Below are 15492 nucleotides of genomic sequence, written 5' to 3' on the forward strand. Positions count from 1 at the left end.
ATTCGGAAATTTTCCTTCCAAATCAAGAGGTTTTGTTTAGGCTTGTATCGATACACCACGTAACCGTTCAACGAGATGATTGGCAATGCTTGCACCGTGAAAACGTCCATTTTCAATGAATATTTTATTGGCGTCAAATCCTGCTGCCACGACACCTGCGATATAGATGCCCGGGACATTCGACTCCATCGTCTCTTCGTCATGACTTGGAATACCTGTTTTACGATCAATCGTAATGCCTGTGTCAGCGAACAATCCGACATCGGGTGTGTAACCTGTCATCGCAAACACAAAATCAGCACGGACGGTCTGTTTATCTCCATCTATTTGATAAACCACCTCTTGCTCCGTAATTTCTTCGATTGACGCTCCAAAAATCATCTTGACCTTTTCCGAACGAACGAGAGATTCGAAGTTCGGCAACACCCATGGTTTGATGGATGGACTATACTCCGGTCCACGGTAAAGGACTGTCACACGTGCTCCCGCTTTTTCAAGTTCAATCGCTGCATCGACGCTCGAGTTTTTTCCACCGATAACGACGACATCTTGATCAAAATACGGATGTCCTTCCGTAAAGTAGTGCGAGACATGAGGTAATTCCTCTCCAGGAACATCCATTCGGTTCGGTAAACCATAATAACCTGTCGCAAGCACGACGGAGCGAGCTTCTCGGCTTCTTTTTTCCCCGGAACGCTCCGAATGGATAATAAAATGATCCGCTTGACGTTCAATCCGCTCAACCGTCTCAAACGGACGAATCGTCAACTGTTTTCGTTTGACGACTTCTCGATAATAGACGAGCGCGTCGAGACGTCGCGGTTTTAATTCTTTATTGATAAACGGTATACCACCAATTTCTAACTTCTCACTACTTGAAAAGAACGTTTGATGCGTCGGATAACGATAGATCGCTTCGACGATATTTCCCTTTTCGAGCACTTCGACGTCTAGTCCCCGATCTTGCATTTCGATCGCTGCCGATAACCCACACGGTCCTGCACCGATTACGATACAATCTAACATTCGAATATCTCCTCTTCCGGTTGCTTTTTTTATATCTTAGCAAATCTCTACCATAGACGAAAGAAATTGCAATGCAAAACGCCCGCTCTTCGTAAAGAAGAAGCGGACGTTCATCTTAATATTAGACCCAGCCACGGAAACGAGATGCTTCCGCCATCTTCCGGACACCTACCATATAAGCGGCAAGTCGCATGTCGACATTTCGCGTCTGCGCTGTCTGATAGACTTGGTTGAACGAGTTCACGAGTACTTTTTCAAGTTTCTCGTGTACTTCCTCTTCCGTCCAGTAATATCCTTGGTTGTTCTGTACCCATTCGAAGTAAGAAACCGTTACGCCACCACTCGAAGCAAGAACATCCGGAACGATCAAAATGTCACGTTCAGCGAGAATTTTCGTCGCTTCGTTCGTCGTCGGACCGTTAGCCGCTTCAACGACGATCGCTGCTTTGATATCGTGCGCATTGTCTTCTGTGATTTGATTCTCGATTGCTGCCGGAACAAGAATATCACATTCAAGTTCAAGCAATTCTTTATTCGAGATCGTATTTTTGAACAATGTCGTCACGGTACCGAACGAGTCACGACGGTCGAGTAGGTATGGAATATCGAGACCGTTTGGATCATGGAGTGCCCCGTACGCATCGCTGATCGCGATGACTTTTGCACCTAAATCATACATGAATTTCGATAAGAAACTTCCGGCGTTGCCGAATCCTTGAACGACGACACGTGCGCCTTCGAGCGAGATACCCTTTTTAGCAGCCGCTTCCCGAATCATGATTGCGACACCTTTCGCCGTCGCTGTCTCACGACCGTGTGAGCCACCGAGGACGAGCGGTTTCCCTGTAATGAAACCAGGTGAGTTGAATTCATCGATTCGACTGTATTCGTCCATCATCCATGCCATGATTTGCGAGTTCGTGAAGACGTCAGGTGCTGGAATATCCTTCGTCGGTCCAACGATTTGACTGATAGCACGGACATACCCACGGCTGAGACGTTCGATTTCACGGAAGCTCATCTCACGTGGATCACAGATGATTCCGCCTTTCCCGCCGCCGTATGGTAAGTCAACGATACCTGCCTTCAGACTCATCCAGACGGATAATGCTTTGACTTCGACTTCCGTCACGTTCGGGTGGAAACGAATTCCACCTTTCGTTGGTCCAACGGCATCGTTATGTTGCGCACGATATCCTGTGAAGATTTTCGTCGAACCATCATCCATCCGTACCGGAATCCGGACTGTCAACATCCGGAGTGGTTCTTTAAGTAATTCGTACATCTCGTCTGGATAACCAAGTTTCCCTAGTGCCTCCTTGACGATTTCTTGTGTCGCTTCCAGTACGTTCTTGCGATGATTCGCATGTTGTTGGTCAGTGATCATTCCAACGTTCCTCCCCATAAGTGGCATCCCCTATGCCGTTTCCTTGTTCGGATAAAGTATACTCTTTTCTCGAACGTAATGAAAGGGGTTACGCCTATATTTGTAAGCGCTTTCTCACTTCTTTTCCTAGGATATCATTGATTTGGTTGTTTTGTTTGACGATGTCGTTCGATCGCAAGTTCCATGAAATATTCGACCAATTCCGGATATTCAATTCCCACTGCTCGTGCACCGTCCGGGAATAGACTAGTCGAAGTCATACCAGGAAGTGTATTCGTCTCCAAGATGACTGGATTTCCGGATTCCGGCACAAGGAAATCAGATCGCGAGTATCCTGCACAGCCAAGGACTTGATGCGCTTTAACAGCCCATTCTTGAAGTTTTTCTGTCGTTGCTTCATCCAGTTCAGCAGGACAAATATGCTCCGAACCACCGATGGCATATTTGGATTCATAGTCATAAAAGGCGTTCTTCGGAATGATCTCGATGACAGGTAGTGCTTTTTCTGCCCCTTTATGACCGACGACCGGGACTGTCACTTCACGCCCTTTAATGAATTGTTCAACAAGCACTGCATCGTCCGCTTCGAACGCCTTCGCGATTCCTTCACGTAACATCTTCTCGTCTTGAGCAATCGTCAATCCGTTTGATGAGCCTTCTTGTGCTGGTTTGACGACACAAGGAAATTGACCATCCCACTCTGCGATTTTCGCTTCGATATCAGCTCCACGCTCTAACAGCACATCACGGGCGATCGTAATGCCTGCTTTATCAAAGTGAACTTTCGAACGTGCCTTATCCATCGCAAGCGCTGACGCTAACACACCTGAACCTGTATATGGAATGTCTGCCAGTTCAAGCAATGCTTGTACGCGTCCATCTTCACCAATTTTCCCGTGAAGAGCGATGACAGCCACATCTACATCCAGCTGGAAGAGTTCATGCGCTTGATCAGGATGGAAATCAACAGCCGTGACCTCATGCCCTTTACTGTTTAATGCTTCCATGATCGACTTTCCACTGTTTAATGAAACCTCCCGTTCTCCTGAAGTCCCACCGTATAATACTGCCACTTTCATCCTACTTCACTCCTTCTTCTTACGTTCAATGATTATCATACCATCCTTCTGACGATGAAAAAATACAAAATGGTGCCACTTCCAGCAGAAGACAAAAAGGTGCGGCATCCCCCTATGATGGAATGTCGCACCTGATGTTTTACATATTAAACTGTTCGGCTATCGTTGCGACGGCATGTTCCGCCTGAATCGTTTTCCCATACTCCGCCATGACGAGTGGACTTTTCGGGCTCGGCTCACCGTATTCAGACAAAATCGTCGTCACCGTCTGCTCGAGCGCCTCATTCATTCGTTCTTGGAAATAGAGATAGTAGCTTCCCTCGAAGAAGTAGAGGCTACCACCTGTCTCTGTCCGAGGCATATGTCGCAATAATCCATGACTCGCTTGAATGACGTCTTCTAGCGAGTGTAGAGCATATAAGACGTGATGGACGATATCGACTGTCATGCGGATTTCGACTTGATCGAACTCCTCGTTCATCTCTTCTGGCAAATCGCCTTCACGACGTACATCAACGAGCATCCCGTCATTTGGAAAGAATGTAACGAAAAATTCGAGTGTTCCCGCTGCTTGAAAACCAAAATTCGATTCGGCTTCTTCTAATAGATTACGCAATAAAGCTTGTCCCTTCCCGATAGCCAACGTTTCTGGTCGGACGTCGTGAAGCGATAACTCTTGCTTTGTGATGAAGACACGAAGGTGTCCTTGTTTCATTTGTTCAAACCTCATAATAGACTCCTCCAGTCAAAACCGGAAACACAGATGTCTCCGTTCGTTATGAACCATACTATACACCAGTTGTCGGAGTGAGTCGACTTAACCAACTTTTCCAAGATTGATCGTCTGCACCAAGTAAATGTGGACCATATCGTTCCGGGAGCTGATCGACCGCATAACCACCAAGACCAATCTCAAGATCCGGAAAATCAGACATTAGACGTGCTAACGCTTCATCAAGTAACGGTAAATGATCGGATAACGTGCAGGAAAGAATAACGGCTTTCGGTTGCAACTGATGCGTGACAGTCACTAAGTCCTGAACCGGTATACCGGAACCGAGGAAAATGACATCAAATCCAGATTGACGTAAGTAAAGCGTGAAGAAAAGTAGCCCAAGTTCGTGTTCTTCTTCCGGCGCGCAGACACAGACGATTCGCGGTAAAAATGGATTGATCGGCATCTGTAACGACAGTGTCGAGAGGCGAGCTCTTAGAAATGCCGTCGCAAAATGCTCATGCGCAATCGTAATCTCTCCCGACTCCCACTTCACTCCAATCTCATGTAAGAGCGGACCGACGATGTCCTGAATGACTTTATCGAAGCTAAACATCGAGAATGCTTTATTCATAATGTCGTGCGCATGTCGTTCTTCAAAGTTCGTCAATGCCTGGAACAACTGATCTCGCAGTTCGACTCCATAATCGTGCGGTACCTCAGCCCGATTAACAGGCATCTCATACAACTGGATTGCTTTAGAGACAGACAATCCCTCTTTTTGTTTATCGACGATCCAGCGTAATTTCGCGACGTCGTTATCACTATAAATGCGATGTCCGGATTCACTTCGATCCGGATCGAGCACCTGATATCTCCGCTCCCAAGCACGAATGGTCGTCGGGTTGAGTCCCACTAACGCAGCGACTGCTTTGATATTATATTTCCCACGATCCATGCATCGTGCCTCCTTCCCCTTCCTTTCTAGTATACGCTGAAAGGAAAAAAATCTCCGTTCACAATGTGCCCTTACATCATGAAACCGATGGAGACGAAGGCGATGATGATCGTGATCATGAGTACCGTCAGCGTGATTGCTAGCGGATTTTTTCGAAACGGTTGTTTCAATCGCTCGTTACGAACGTGTTCGATACGCGAAGAACGCGGTGGCAATGACTGATCCTCTTCGTTCTGATGCAACCGTCGTTGATCTTGTTTACTCAATGTTTATCACCTTTTCTTGAAAAATATAACGATATTGTCTAGTTTACACCGAATCTAGTGATGAAAAAAAGACTTGTTCTAAACGCATTTTCCAATCTACCGGTTGATGGGTCTTTCTCTTCACCGGATTTTCCCATTCAATCGTTCCGCACACATCACAACACCGTGGTTGTACGATTGCCTGCTCATCAAAATGATGCAACAACATCGTACGGCGACATTCGTTCCGATGAATGTAGTCCATCATCAGGTTGACCTCTTGTCTTTTTAATTGTTTACGTTCCGTTTGCCACTGGATGATGCGTTCCTTCGACCACCCGTTCTCGAGTTGCGATTTGAGTAATCGATATGCCGGATCTTCCGGATTAAGACGAAGACGATTTTCCATCTTGGCATAGGATTCGCCTTGATTCATCCCTTGTTGCAATTGATCGATCCATAAGACGGGTGCATATTGCGTGTCGATCAAGTACGTCTGTAATTGTTCATCTTGAGCAGCGTAGAGTAAAATCGCCGTTGCCTCTTTACCATCACGACCAGCACGTCCGACTTCCTGCATATAGGCTTCAATCGTCGCAGGCATCGTATAGTGAATGACCGTTCGGACGTTACCTTTATCGACACCCATTCCGAACGCACTCGTACACACGAGACAGTCCATCTCATCATGAAGAAACTGTTGTTGAACAAGTTGGCGATCTTCTATCGTCAACCCAGCATGATAATAGGTCGCACCGTCAATGATTCCAGCAATTCGTTCCGCTTCTTTACGGGTCGTCGTATAGATGACGCATGGGCGAACGATGCGTTCCATCCACCGAGCAACTGCCGCATCTTTTTCTTCTCGATCAACGCGATCGACAACATATTGGATTTCTGGTCGGTTGACAGAACGACGGATGATTTGTGGCTCATGCATACGCAGTTGTGTTCGAATATCTTGCTCGACAGCACGAGTTGCTGTTGCCGTTAAGGCGAGACATGGTGGAAGGCCGAGTTCTTGTCGAATGTGACCAAGTCTTGCATACTCCGGTCGAAATTCGTGACCCCATTGGGAGATACAATGCGCCTCATCTACGACGAAGAGCGCAATCTTTACCTGTTTTAGCCGAGCCCGAATCTGCGGCAGCGCGAGTTGCTCCGGTGATAAGTAAAGATATCGTAGATGTTCAAGTACAGATAAAATCTGTTCTTTCTCTTCTCGCGTCTCGACAGATGTTAATTTAGCGACAGATCGCTCTCCTCGGCGCTTGATTTGCATGACCTGGTCTTCAATCAACGAGAGTAACGGAGACAAAATCAACGTCAGCCCTTCATTTTGTACATAAGAAGGAAATTGATAACAGACAGACTTTCCTCCACCTGTCGGCAAAATTGCTAGTGTATCTGTTCCGTTTAGGATGGCATCGATGATTTGGCGTTGCCCTGGTCGAAATGCTTCGTAACCAAAATGACGATGCAATAACGCTTCCATTACATTCCCTCCCATTTACTACGTGCTAACACCAATCGAATTTGAAAATAAGATATATCGGATTGCATCTCACTCTTGATTCGCTTTAGCGCGTAGGTTCCGAGTCGCTGTGCAATCTGTCGTACCTCTTCTTGCTGAGATGGCGTGACAAAATGATCCAGCGGAAACGAAGGAGCATACATCGCAATCTCAACGAGATGATCTTCCATCGTACTATTTTTTAATCGTCTTCGGATCGCAACCGCTTCAACGGTTAACCCCTGTTGCAATAACTCCCATGTCGTTTGCGCAGACTGCGTCATTTTTGTCGTGTGTAGATCAGCGCCTATTTGCTTTAAAAGTGGTGTTTTTTCCAAGTCATCGATGCACTTTCGCCAAGCGATCGTAAATTCGTATTGGACAGTCTCCACATCTGTTTTCATCATTTGAGCTAATTGTGGATAAGACCATCCTGCTTGCACGCCAGACAAGCGGTAACTAATTAATGTCGCATCTCGTTCTGATAAGCGCTCAAGGAGAAATATCAACTCTTGCTGCATATCATGTAACCATTCTGCTCGATTCGAGATGGTCGGAAGAACACTTTTTACCCATTCACGGACGATGGTTTCCTGTTGCACAGGAATGAACGGCTGTTTTGCTTCCAAGCAAATCATCGTTTGAACCAAAAGGCTGAGTCGTTTCCACATCATCTCAGCATAACCACGAAGTTCTCCACCTAGTTGATCAATGATCGCACGATCCGTTTGATTTATTAGTCGTGCGCCTTCGTGCGTCAGTCGCAAGGTCTCTTGCCGCTCAATCCAATTCTTCTGCGCGAGTTCAGCCAAGATTGTTTCGAATCGTTGTTTACTGACTAATACAGTACCGAACACCGATTCCAAATCATAAAAATGGGCATCTTGCAGAGAAGTCGCTGATTTCTTTCCTTGAAAAACATGATAAAGACTCCGGTCTGATCGTTCATTTCGAAGGCGCTGAATCGATTCCAGAAAAATACGCTCGAGTAAAGAAACTTCCATATGTCACGCTCCCTTCTAATGTAAATTGTTTATCAATTTGAAGATGATTTCCCATCCTTTTTCTTTTCGTTACGTTTTAGACATACTATTTGCGGGCATGTGATGATATATACATTTTCTGTTGTCACTTACGCTTCGTCATTGAAATGCAACGATGAGTCCGATACAATGACATATAGATGAGAACAGCGTGTTTCAATAATGTTTTCGTATAGAGAGGAGACCGTTCAATGGCTAAATTTACGATTGTCGACAAAGATACTTGCATCGCTTGTGGTGCTTGTGGAGCAGCGGCACCAGATATCTATGATTATGATGATGAGGGTTTGGCGTATGTCATTCTTGATGATAACAATGGTACTGCCGAAATTCCAGAAGCATTATTCGACGATATGATTGATGCATTCGAAGGTTGCCCGACGGATTCAATCAAAGTAGCAGATGAATCGTTCGATGGCGATGCGTTAAAATTCGAATAAGTGAATAAAAAAAGATGTTTCCTCGCGAAGCATCTTTTTTTATTGGACTTTTTCTCATTCAATCTATCGATTATCTAAAAAAACCGGACATCGCCAATTGGCAACATCCGGTCTATGATTAGTAAAAATTTAGCGTTTTCCTTTGATATACGGTACACCGACAGCTTTTGGTGCATCCGCACGACCAACGACACCAGCAAGTGCTAAGATCGTCAATAAATACGGCGCAATCAACAGATACACTTGTGGAATTTGATCGAGTAACGGCAATTGCTGACCGATGATCGAAATCGCTTGAGCGAACCCGAAGAAGAGGGCTGCCCCCATGGCACCGAGCGGATTCCATTTTCCGAAGATCATCGCCGCAATCGCGAGGAAGCCTTGACCGAGAATCGTCGTCACACTGAAGTTCAATGAAATCGACGTCGCGTAGACAGCACCAGCAAGACCACCGAAACCACCAGAGATCATAACACCGATGAAACGCATCTTCGTGACGTTGATTCCCATCGTGTCCGCTGCCATCGGGTGTTCCCCGACAGAACGTAAACGAAGACCAAATGGTGTCTTGAAGATGATGTACCAGGCGACGAACGCGAGAACGATCGCGATATACGATGTGTAGTAGACGTTCGCGAAGAACATCTTCAAGACTGGAATATCAGACAAGAATGGTACATTTTCTTTCGAAATCCGGTTTGGAATCGAATCCGTCTGTCCTTTACTGTAAAGTGCCCGGACAAGGAAGATCGCAAGACCGACCGCAAGCAAGTTGATCGCTACTCCAAGAACCGTTTGGTCTGCTCGGAAGAGGATTGCTGGAATCGCAAGGAACAGTGAGAAAACTGCCCCAACGACGATCGCGATGAGCATCGCAAGCCAAGGACTCGCAGCACCTAAGCCCATTTTCGATAAAGTCAATGCCGTGACGACACCTGTGAAGGCACCCATGACCATTAATCCTTCTAACGCGATGTTGACGACGCCAGAACGCTCACTGAAAATGCCGCCAAGTGCTGCAATGATTAACGGAGCCGAATAGGCGAGTGCGATTGGCACGATGATATAAAGTACTTCAAGAAAGCCCATTATTGACCGGCTCCTTTCGCTTTTTTAGATTCTTTCTTAACCGTGAACTTCTCGATGACGAGACGAATCGCGTAACCCGAAGCCACGAAGATGATGATGAATGCGATGATGATTTTGATCAGTTCCGGTGGAATACCAATCTGTTGCATCGACAGACCACCGATGTTGAGTCCTGCAAACAGTAACGCCGCGAGAACGACACCGATCGGGTTATTCGCACCTAACAAGGCAACCGCGATTCCGTCGAATCCAACACCTGTGAAGGACGCGTTCAATGTCATGTTTTGGAACGTCCCAAGACCTTCCATCGCTCCAGCGAGACCTGCGAACACACCTGAGATGACGAACGATAAGATGATGTTTCGGTTAACGCCCATCCCTGCATATTCTGCAGCATTTTTATTGAATCCAACTGCTCGGAGTTCATAACCAAGCGTTGTTTTCCACAAAATGAACCAGAAGACGAGGGCAGCGATGACTGCGATGAAAATCCCGTTATGCAAACGTGAAAAATCCGTGATCTCTTGTAAGAACGGTGACGCAAGGGATGCTGATTCCTTGACTGACTCCGTCCGCTCGTTCGTAATACCGATGACGTGACGTAAAATATCATTCGTCACATACAACGCGATATAGTTCATCATGATTGACGTGATGACTTCATGCACGTGGAACTTCGCTTTTAAGATACCAGGAATCGATGCCCAAAGTGCACCTGCTAAACCTGCTCCAATTAGAGCAAGCGGTAAATGAATCGCCATCGGTAGATCAAACTCAATCCCGATCCAAACTGCGACCATCCACCCGACGAGAACCTGACCTTCAACCCCGATGTTAAAGAGTCCAGTTCGGAAAGCAAATGCGACAGCAAGACCGGCAAAGATCAACGGAGCTGCTGCTCGCAATGTTTCACCGATGCTGTATGGTTCGCCAAAAATACCATAGAATAACTGATCAAAACCGGCAATCGGATCATACCCGCCGATGACCATGACGATCGCCCCGACGACCATTCCAAGGATGATGGAAAGAATCGGAATGAGGATGCCGTAAAAACGCTCTAACTTCATGAATGACCTACCTCCTCTTTCTTACCGCCGGCCATCAAGAAGCCAAGCTCGATCTCATTCGTTTCTTTTGGATCCAAGAAGGCAACTGTTTTTCCTTCATAAAGAACGGCAATCCGATCTGATACTTGAAGAATTTCTTCGAGTTCGAATGAAATCAACAAGACAGCGCGACCTTTTTCGCGTTCAAGAACCAACTGTTCATGAATGAACTCGATTGCTCCGACATCCAGACCACGTGTCGGCTGTGCTGCAATCAATAGGTCTGGTGAACGATCCACTTCACGCGCAATGATCGCTTTTTGCTGGTTACCACCTGACAAGGCACGAGCAAACGTCTCTGGACTTGGAGTTCGGACGTCGAACTTCTCGATGAGCGTTTTTGCTTTTTCCATGACTTGTTTATAGTTCATGATGCCTGCTTTTGAATACGGTTGTTTGTAATACGTTTGTAAAACCATGTTATGTCCGATTGAATAATCGAGGACAAGTCCATGTTTATGACGGTCTTGCGGAATGTGACCGACACCTGATTCCGTCACTTTACGTGGCTTCAAGTTTTTGATCGATTTATTGTTGAGGAAGATTTCCCCACTATCCGCTTTACGAAGACCAGTGATGGCTTCAATCAATTCCGTCTGCCCGTTTCCGTCGATTCCGGCAATTCCGACGATCTCTCCAGCACGAATGTCGAGATTTAATCCATCGACGGCTTTGATGCCACGACTGTCCTTGACGACTAAGTCCTTGATGTCGAGAACGAGTTCTTGTGGAGTTGCCTTGGAATACTCCGCATTAAAGTTGACTTCACGACCTACCATCATTTCAGCAAGACGCGACTGTGTCATCGTCTCATCGATATCGACCGTTCCGATATACTTACCACGGCGAATCGTCGTACAGCGATCAGCTACTTCCATGATTTCTTTCAGTTTATGCGTGATGAGGATGATCGACTTTCCTTCTGCGATCAAACGATTCATGATCTGAATCAATTCCTTGATCTCTTGTGGTGTCAAGACAGCAGATGGTTCATCGAAGATCAAGATGTCTGCACCACGGTACAACGTCTTTAAAATTTCAACACGCTGTTGCATTCCGACTGAGATATCCTCGATTTTTGCATCAGGATCAACAGCAAGACCATACTGTTCAGAAATCTGGCGTACCTTCTCACGTGCAGTTGCACGGTCGATCTTAATTCCGGCACGTGGCTCTGCACCTAAAATGATGTTTTCAGTAACAGTGAAATTTTGAACGAGCATGAAGTGTTGGTGCACCATACCGATTCCAAGATCGTTCGCGACGTTCGGACTCGTTATATTGACTTTTTCACCACGTACACGAATTTCTCCAGCCTCAGGCTGATACAAACCAAATAAGACGTTCATCAGCGTCGATTTTCCGGCACCGTTTTCACCAAGTAAAGCGTGAATCTCACCTTTCCGAAGCTGGAGCGTGATGTTATCATTTGCGACGAAACTGCCAAACTCTTTTCTGATGTTTAGCATCTCAATGACGTATTCCAAGAAAATCCACTCCCATGTTTAGTTTAAAAGGGGGAGCCGCAATGCTAGCGACCCCCGCTTTCATTATTATTTCAGTGACGCTTCGTATTCTTTGTACTCGTCGTCTGTCGCTGGGACTTTGATGTCGCCATCGATGATTTGTTTTTTGTACTCTTCGACTTTGTCGAGCGCTTCTTTCGAAACGTTGTCTTTTGAAGGTGCGATATCAACACCGCCGTCTTTCAAACCGAACTCAACGACTTTACCTGCTGGGAAGTTGCCGTCTTTCGTATCTTTCGCGACTTGTTCAACTGCTGTATCAACGCGTTTGACCATTGACGTCAATGTGACGTTCTCTGGCATACCTTCTTCGACTTGGTCACGGTCTACACCGATAACCCAAACATCTTCACCGTTTTTCTTACGGTTTTTCGCTTCTGTGAATACCCCTTGTCCTGTACCACCAGCTGCATGATAGATGACGTCGACTTTTTTACCGTACATACCTGAAGCGATTGCTTGTCCTTTTTCAGCAGCGTTGAAGTCTTCTGCATATTGAACTTCGATGTCAGCGTCTGGGTTGACTGCTTTAACACCTGCTTTGAATCCACTTTCGAACTTCTTGATCAAGTCAGAGTTAACGCCGCCGACGAATCCGACTTTATCTGATTTCGTTGTCAAACCAGCAACGACACCAACAAGGAATGATCCTTCATTTTCTTTGAAGACGATTGACGCGACGTTTGGCTTGTCAACGACCATATCGACGAGTGCGAAGTTGTTCTTTTTGAACTGATCCGCTACTTTACCGATATCTTCAGCCATCAAGAATCCGATACCGAGGATCAAGTCGTATTTAGCACGAGCTAATTGCTGAAGGTTTGGTTGGTAATCCGATTGTTTTGCAGATTGAAGATATTTGTAGCCAGTACCTTCTTTTAAGTCGTTGTCTTTTCCGAACTTCTGGATACCTTCCCAAGCAGATTGGTTGAATGATTTATCATCCACGCCGCCTGTATCTGTAACCATACCTACTTTAAAGCCTTCTGATTTGCTACCGCTACCTGAATCTTTTGAATCGTCGTTGCCACCACATGCTGCAAGGACCGAACTCATTGCTAAACCTGTTGCTGCTAATGCGAGAAGTGACTTCTTTTTCATCTGGAAAATCCCCTTTCGAATATGGTCATACAAAGTTCAAGACTACGTCTAGCACCCGAGGCTGGCGATGAGGAGCGTTACGTAGGTTATGACGGAAAGCGCTTTCAGTATTCATCCTAAAACAATGGCTCACACACGTTTACGGATGACGTGGAAATCAAACTTATCTGCTCGAAAATAGTTCGCTGAAAAAAGAACGGAACGGTCGAGCTCATCATAATGCGTTTGACGCAAAGCGAGCAGAGGTTGGTCCGTATGTAATTGTTCAGCGATTTTCGGATCAATACGTGGCTCGATGTGCGTCACGGCATGCGTGACACGTCGTCCAAGTTCTTTTTCTAAAGCATCAAATAATGATGTCGAAGAGGTGAACTGCTCTTCATTTTTAATATAATGGCTTGGAATCTTATCGATACAATAGACGACAGGAACATCCCCTGCGAGTCGGATTCGTTCGATTCGATAAACCAATTCATCCGGACCAAGTTGAAAACGCTCTCGGTCGCGCTCAGTCGGTTGGACCATCTCGGATGATAACACTTCTGATGTCGGAACCATACCTGCGCGCGCAATCATTTCTGTTACGCTGTACAATTCTTCGATTCCAGAAGTAAACGGTGGTCTTGCATTGATAAACGTACCGACACCGTGTTTACGGATGACGATGTTCTCATCTTCAAGAATTCGTAATGCCTCTCGAAGAGTAGCTCGACTGACGCCAAGTTGCTTTGAAAGTTCAAACTCTGAAGGGAGCTTCTCGCCTTCCTTGTAAACGCCGTCATCGATGTCAGACTTGATCTTTTCAATCACACGTAAATAAAGCAAACGATGATCTAATTTAATCGACATGACGCATCTCCATCCTCTATCTAGTTGTAACCAGTGCTCAGACTTCTGACGTATGAGAACTCCAGCCAAGATAAGTATATGACGCCCAACACAATCCTGCAATCATTTTGTAACAGGTTAGAAGTCTGACTTCTGGCGCTTTTGTAACCCTTTTCATAACGCAATCAATAATGGAAGAAAATAGGGCATTCTACCTAAGAATGCCCCTTCTTTTTTCAACGCTTATTGCTCAGGTACTTCGATTTTTCCAGAAACGACATCTGATTTTGCTTTCTCAAGCGCAGTCAACGTCTTCTTCGAAATCTTTTCAGATGGTACGATATCAACTCCATCTTCTTTCAGACCATAACGAATCGTTTTGCCGCCCTCGAGTTTACCATCCTTCGCTGCGTTTGCTGTATCTTCGACTGCACGGTCGACACGTTTGATGACAGAAGTTAATGTAACGTCTTCCGGCATACCCTCTTCTTTTTGGTCTCGGTCGACACCGATGACTGAGACGTTTTCACCGTTTTTCTTGCGGTTTTTCGCCTCTGTGAAGACACCGTTTCCTGTACCACCTGCTGCTGGGAAGATGATATCTGCGCCTTTACCATACATTCCAGCTGCGATCGCTTGACCTTTTTCTGGAGCTGCGAAGTCTTCTGCGTATTGGATATCGATTTTAATCTTCGGATTGACGGACTTAGCACCTGCTTCGAAACCGGCACGGAAACGCTCGATGACGTCCATCTTCATCCCACCAACGAAACCGATATGATCTTTTTTCGTCTCCATTGCAGCAACAATCCCTGCAAGATATGCTCCTTCATTTTCCTTGAATGTGATCGACGTGACGTTCTTTCCTTCAACGACGTTATCGATGATTGCGAATTGTGTGTCTTTGAATTGATCAGCAACTGTTTTGATATCCTCATTGAACGTGTTCCCGATTCCGAAAACTAAATCTTCTCCCCCACGAGCAAGACGCGATAGATTCGGTTGATAATCTTGTTGCGATTTAGATTGTAGATAAGAGAACCCTTCATTCTTTTGAAGTTTGTTGTCTTTACCGTACGCTTGCAGACCTTCCCAAGCGGATTGGTTGAACGATTTATCATCGATCCCACCCTTATCGGCTACCATCGCAACAGAGAATTGATCTTTTTGATCGGCTTTCTCACCTGAACCACCACAAGCAGCAAGACCAACTGTCGCTACTGACATCATCGATACGATTACCTGTTTCTTCTTCATTTCATCCATCTCCTCTGCAATTATGAGAGCGCTTTCATTATCTATTTGTGAAAAAGCCGCTCCCAGCCCTCGTGTTGAAGGTCGGTCACTCATATGACTGAGTATGCCAAAAACACTACTGAAAATCAACAGACGTCTGACAACTATTTTCATGAAAGCGATTTTATTTTTGATGC

Annotated in this window: 15 protein-coding genes; 1 reads left to right on the forward strand and 14 read right to left on the reverse strand. The window is 45.7% G+C overall.

The features are described from left to right. Positions 1-36: 36 nt before the first annotated feature. From U719_RS10045 to U719_RS10080, 8 genes are all read right to left on the reverse strand, one after another. On the reverse strand, positions 37-1026 hold the full coding sequence (locus U719_RS10045) for a YpdA family putative bacillithiol disulfide reductase (RefSeq protein ID WP_023468653.1): 990 nt from the start codon (positions 1024-1026) through the stop codon (positions 37-39). 121 nt (positions 1027-1147) lie between these two features. Then, entirely contained in the window at positions 1148-2413 is a 1266-nt protein-coding gene (locus tag U719_RS10050; RefSeq protein ID WP_023468654.1) for a Glu/Leu/Phe/Val dehydrogenase, read from the reverse strand. Positions 2414-2547: 134 nt separating this feature from the next. Next, a complete protein-coding gene (locus U719_RS10055; RefSeq protein ID WP_023468655.1) occupies positions 2548-3492 on the reverse strand; it encodes a D-alanine--D-alanine ligase in 945 nt (314 codons plus the stop codon). Between the two features lie 139 nt (positions 3493-3631). Beyond that, positions 3632-4222, reverse strand: a complete 591-nt coding sequence (locus tag U719_RS10060) for an adaptor protein MecA (RefSeq protein ID WP_023468656.1) — start codon at positions 4220-4222, stop codon at positions 3632-3634. 58 nt (positions 4223-4280) lie between these two features. After that, on the reverse strand, positions 4281-5165 hold the full coding sequence (locus U719_RS10065; protein ID WP_023468657.1) for a B12-binding domain-containing protein: 885 nt from the start codon (positions 5163-5165) through the stop codon (positions 4281-4283). 71 nt (positions 5166-5236) lie between these two features. Beyond that, the gene (locus U719_RS10070; protein WP_023468658.1) at positions 5237-5431 is read right to left on the reverse strand and encodes a hypothetical protein; all 195 of its coding nucleotides are present in this window, start codon (positions 5429-5431) and stop codon (positions 5237-5239) included. 43 nt (positions 5432-5474) lie between these two features. Beyond that, complete coding sequence (locus U719_RS10075) at positions 5475-6905, reverse strand: ATP-dependent DNA helicase RecQ (RefSeq protein ID WP_041255143.1); 1431 nt, start codon at positions 6903-6905, stop codon at positions 5475-5477. Then, positions 6905-7927: a helix-turn-helix domain-containing protein gene (locus U719_RS10080; protein ID WP_023468660.1), complete on the reverse strand. Its 1023-nt coding sequence runs from the start codon at positions 7925-7927 to the stop codon at positions 6905-6907. The genes U719_RS10075 and U719_RS10080 overlap by 1 nt, the downstream gene beginning before the upstream one ends. 230 nt (positions 7928-8157) lie before the next feature. On the opposite strand from U719_RS10080, the gene U719_RS10085 reads away from it, so the two are divergent. Then, a complete protein-coding gene (locus U719_RS10085) occupies positions 8158-8406 on the forward strand; it encodes a ferredoxin (protein ID WP_023468661.1) in 249 nt (82 codons plus the stop codon). Between the two features lie 129 nt (positions 8407-8535). Here the strand turns inward: U719_RS10085 and U719_RS10090 are convergent, their stop codons facing one another. The 6 genes from U719_RS10090 to U719_RS10115 form a co-directional block, all read right to left on the reverse strand. After that, positions 8536-9495 carry an ABC transporter permease gene (locus U719_RS10090; protein ID WP_023468662.1) on the reverse strand — a complete coding sequence of 320 codons (960 nt, stop codon included), beginning with the start codon at positions 9493-9495 and terminating at the stop codon, positions 8536-8538. Further along, positions 9495-10565 (reverse strand): ABC transporter permease, encoded by a 1071-nt coding sequence (locus tag U719_RS10095; RefSeq protein WP_023468663.1) that lies wholly within the window; start codon positions 10563-10565, stop codon positions 9495-9497. The genes U719_RS10090 and U719_RS10095 overlap by 1 nt, the downstream gene beginning before the upstream one ends. Beyond that, complete coding sequence (locus tag U719_RS10100; RefSeq protein WP_023468664.1) at positions 10562-12091, reverse strand: ABC transporter ATP-binding protein; 1530 nt, start codon at positions 12089-12091, stop codon at positions 10562-10564. The genes U719_RS10095 and U719_RS10100 overlap by 4 nt, the downstream gene beginning before the upstream one ends. 66 nt (positions 12092-12157) lie before the next feature. Next, positions 12158-13231, reverse strand: a complete 1074-nt coding sequence (locus U719_RS10105; protein WP_023468665.1) for a BMP family protein — start codon at positions 13229-13231, stop codon at positions 12158-12160. A 129-nt stretch (positions 13232-13360) separates the two neighbouring features. Continuing rightward, positions 13361-14080, reverse strand: coding sequence for a GntR family transcriptional regulator (locus tag U719_RS10110; RefSeq protein ID WP_023468666.1), 720 nt, complete (start codon positions 14078-14080; stop codon positions 13361-13363). A 222-nt stretch (positions 14081-14302) separates the two neighbouring features. Continuing rightward, positions 14303-15316, reverse strand: a complete 1014-nt coding sequence (locus U719_RS10115) for a BMP family protein (protein WP_023468667.1) — start codon at positions 15314-15316, stop codon at positions 14303-14305. Positions 15317-15492: the final 176 nt, after the last annotated feature.

It is taken from the genome of Exiguobacterium sp. MH3, from assembly GCF_000496635.1.
GTDB classification, from domain to species: Bacteria; Bacillota; Bacilli; order Exiguobacteriales; family Exiguobacteriaceae; genus Exiguobacterium_A; species Exiguobacterium_A indicum.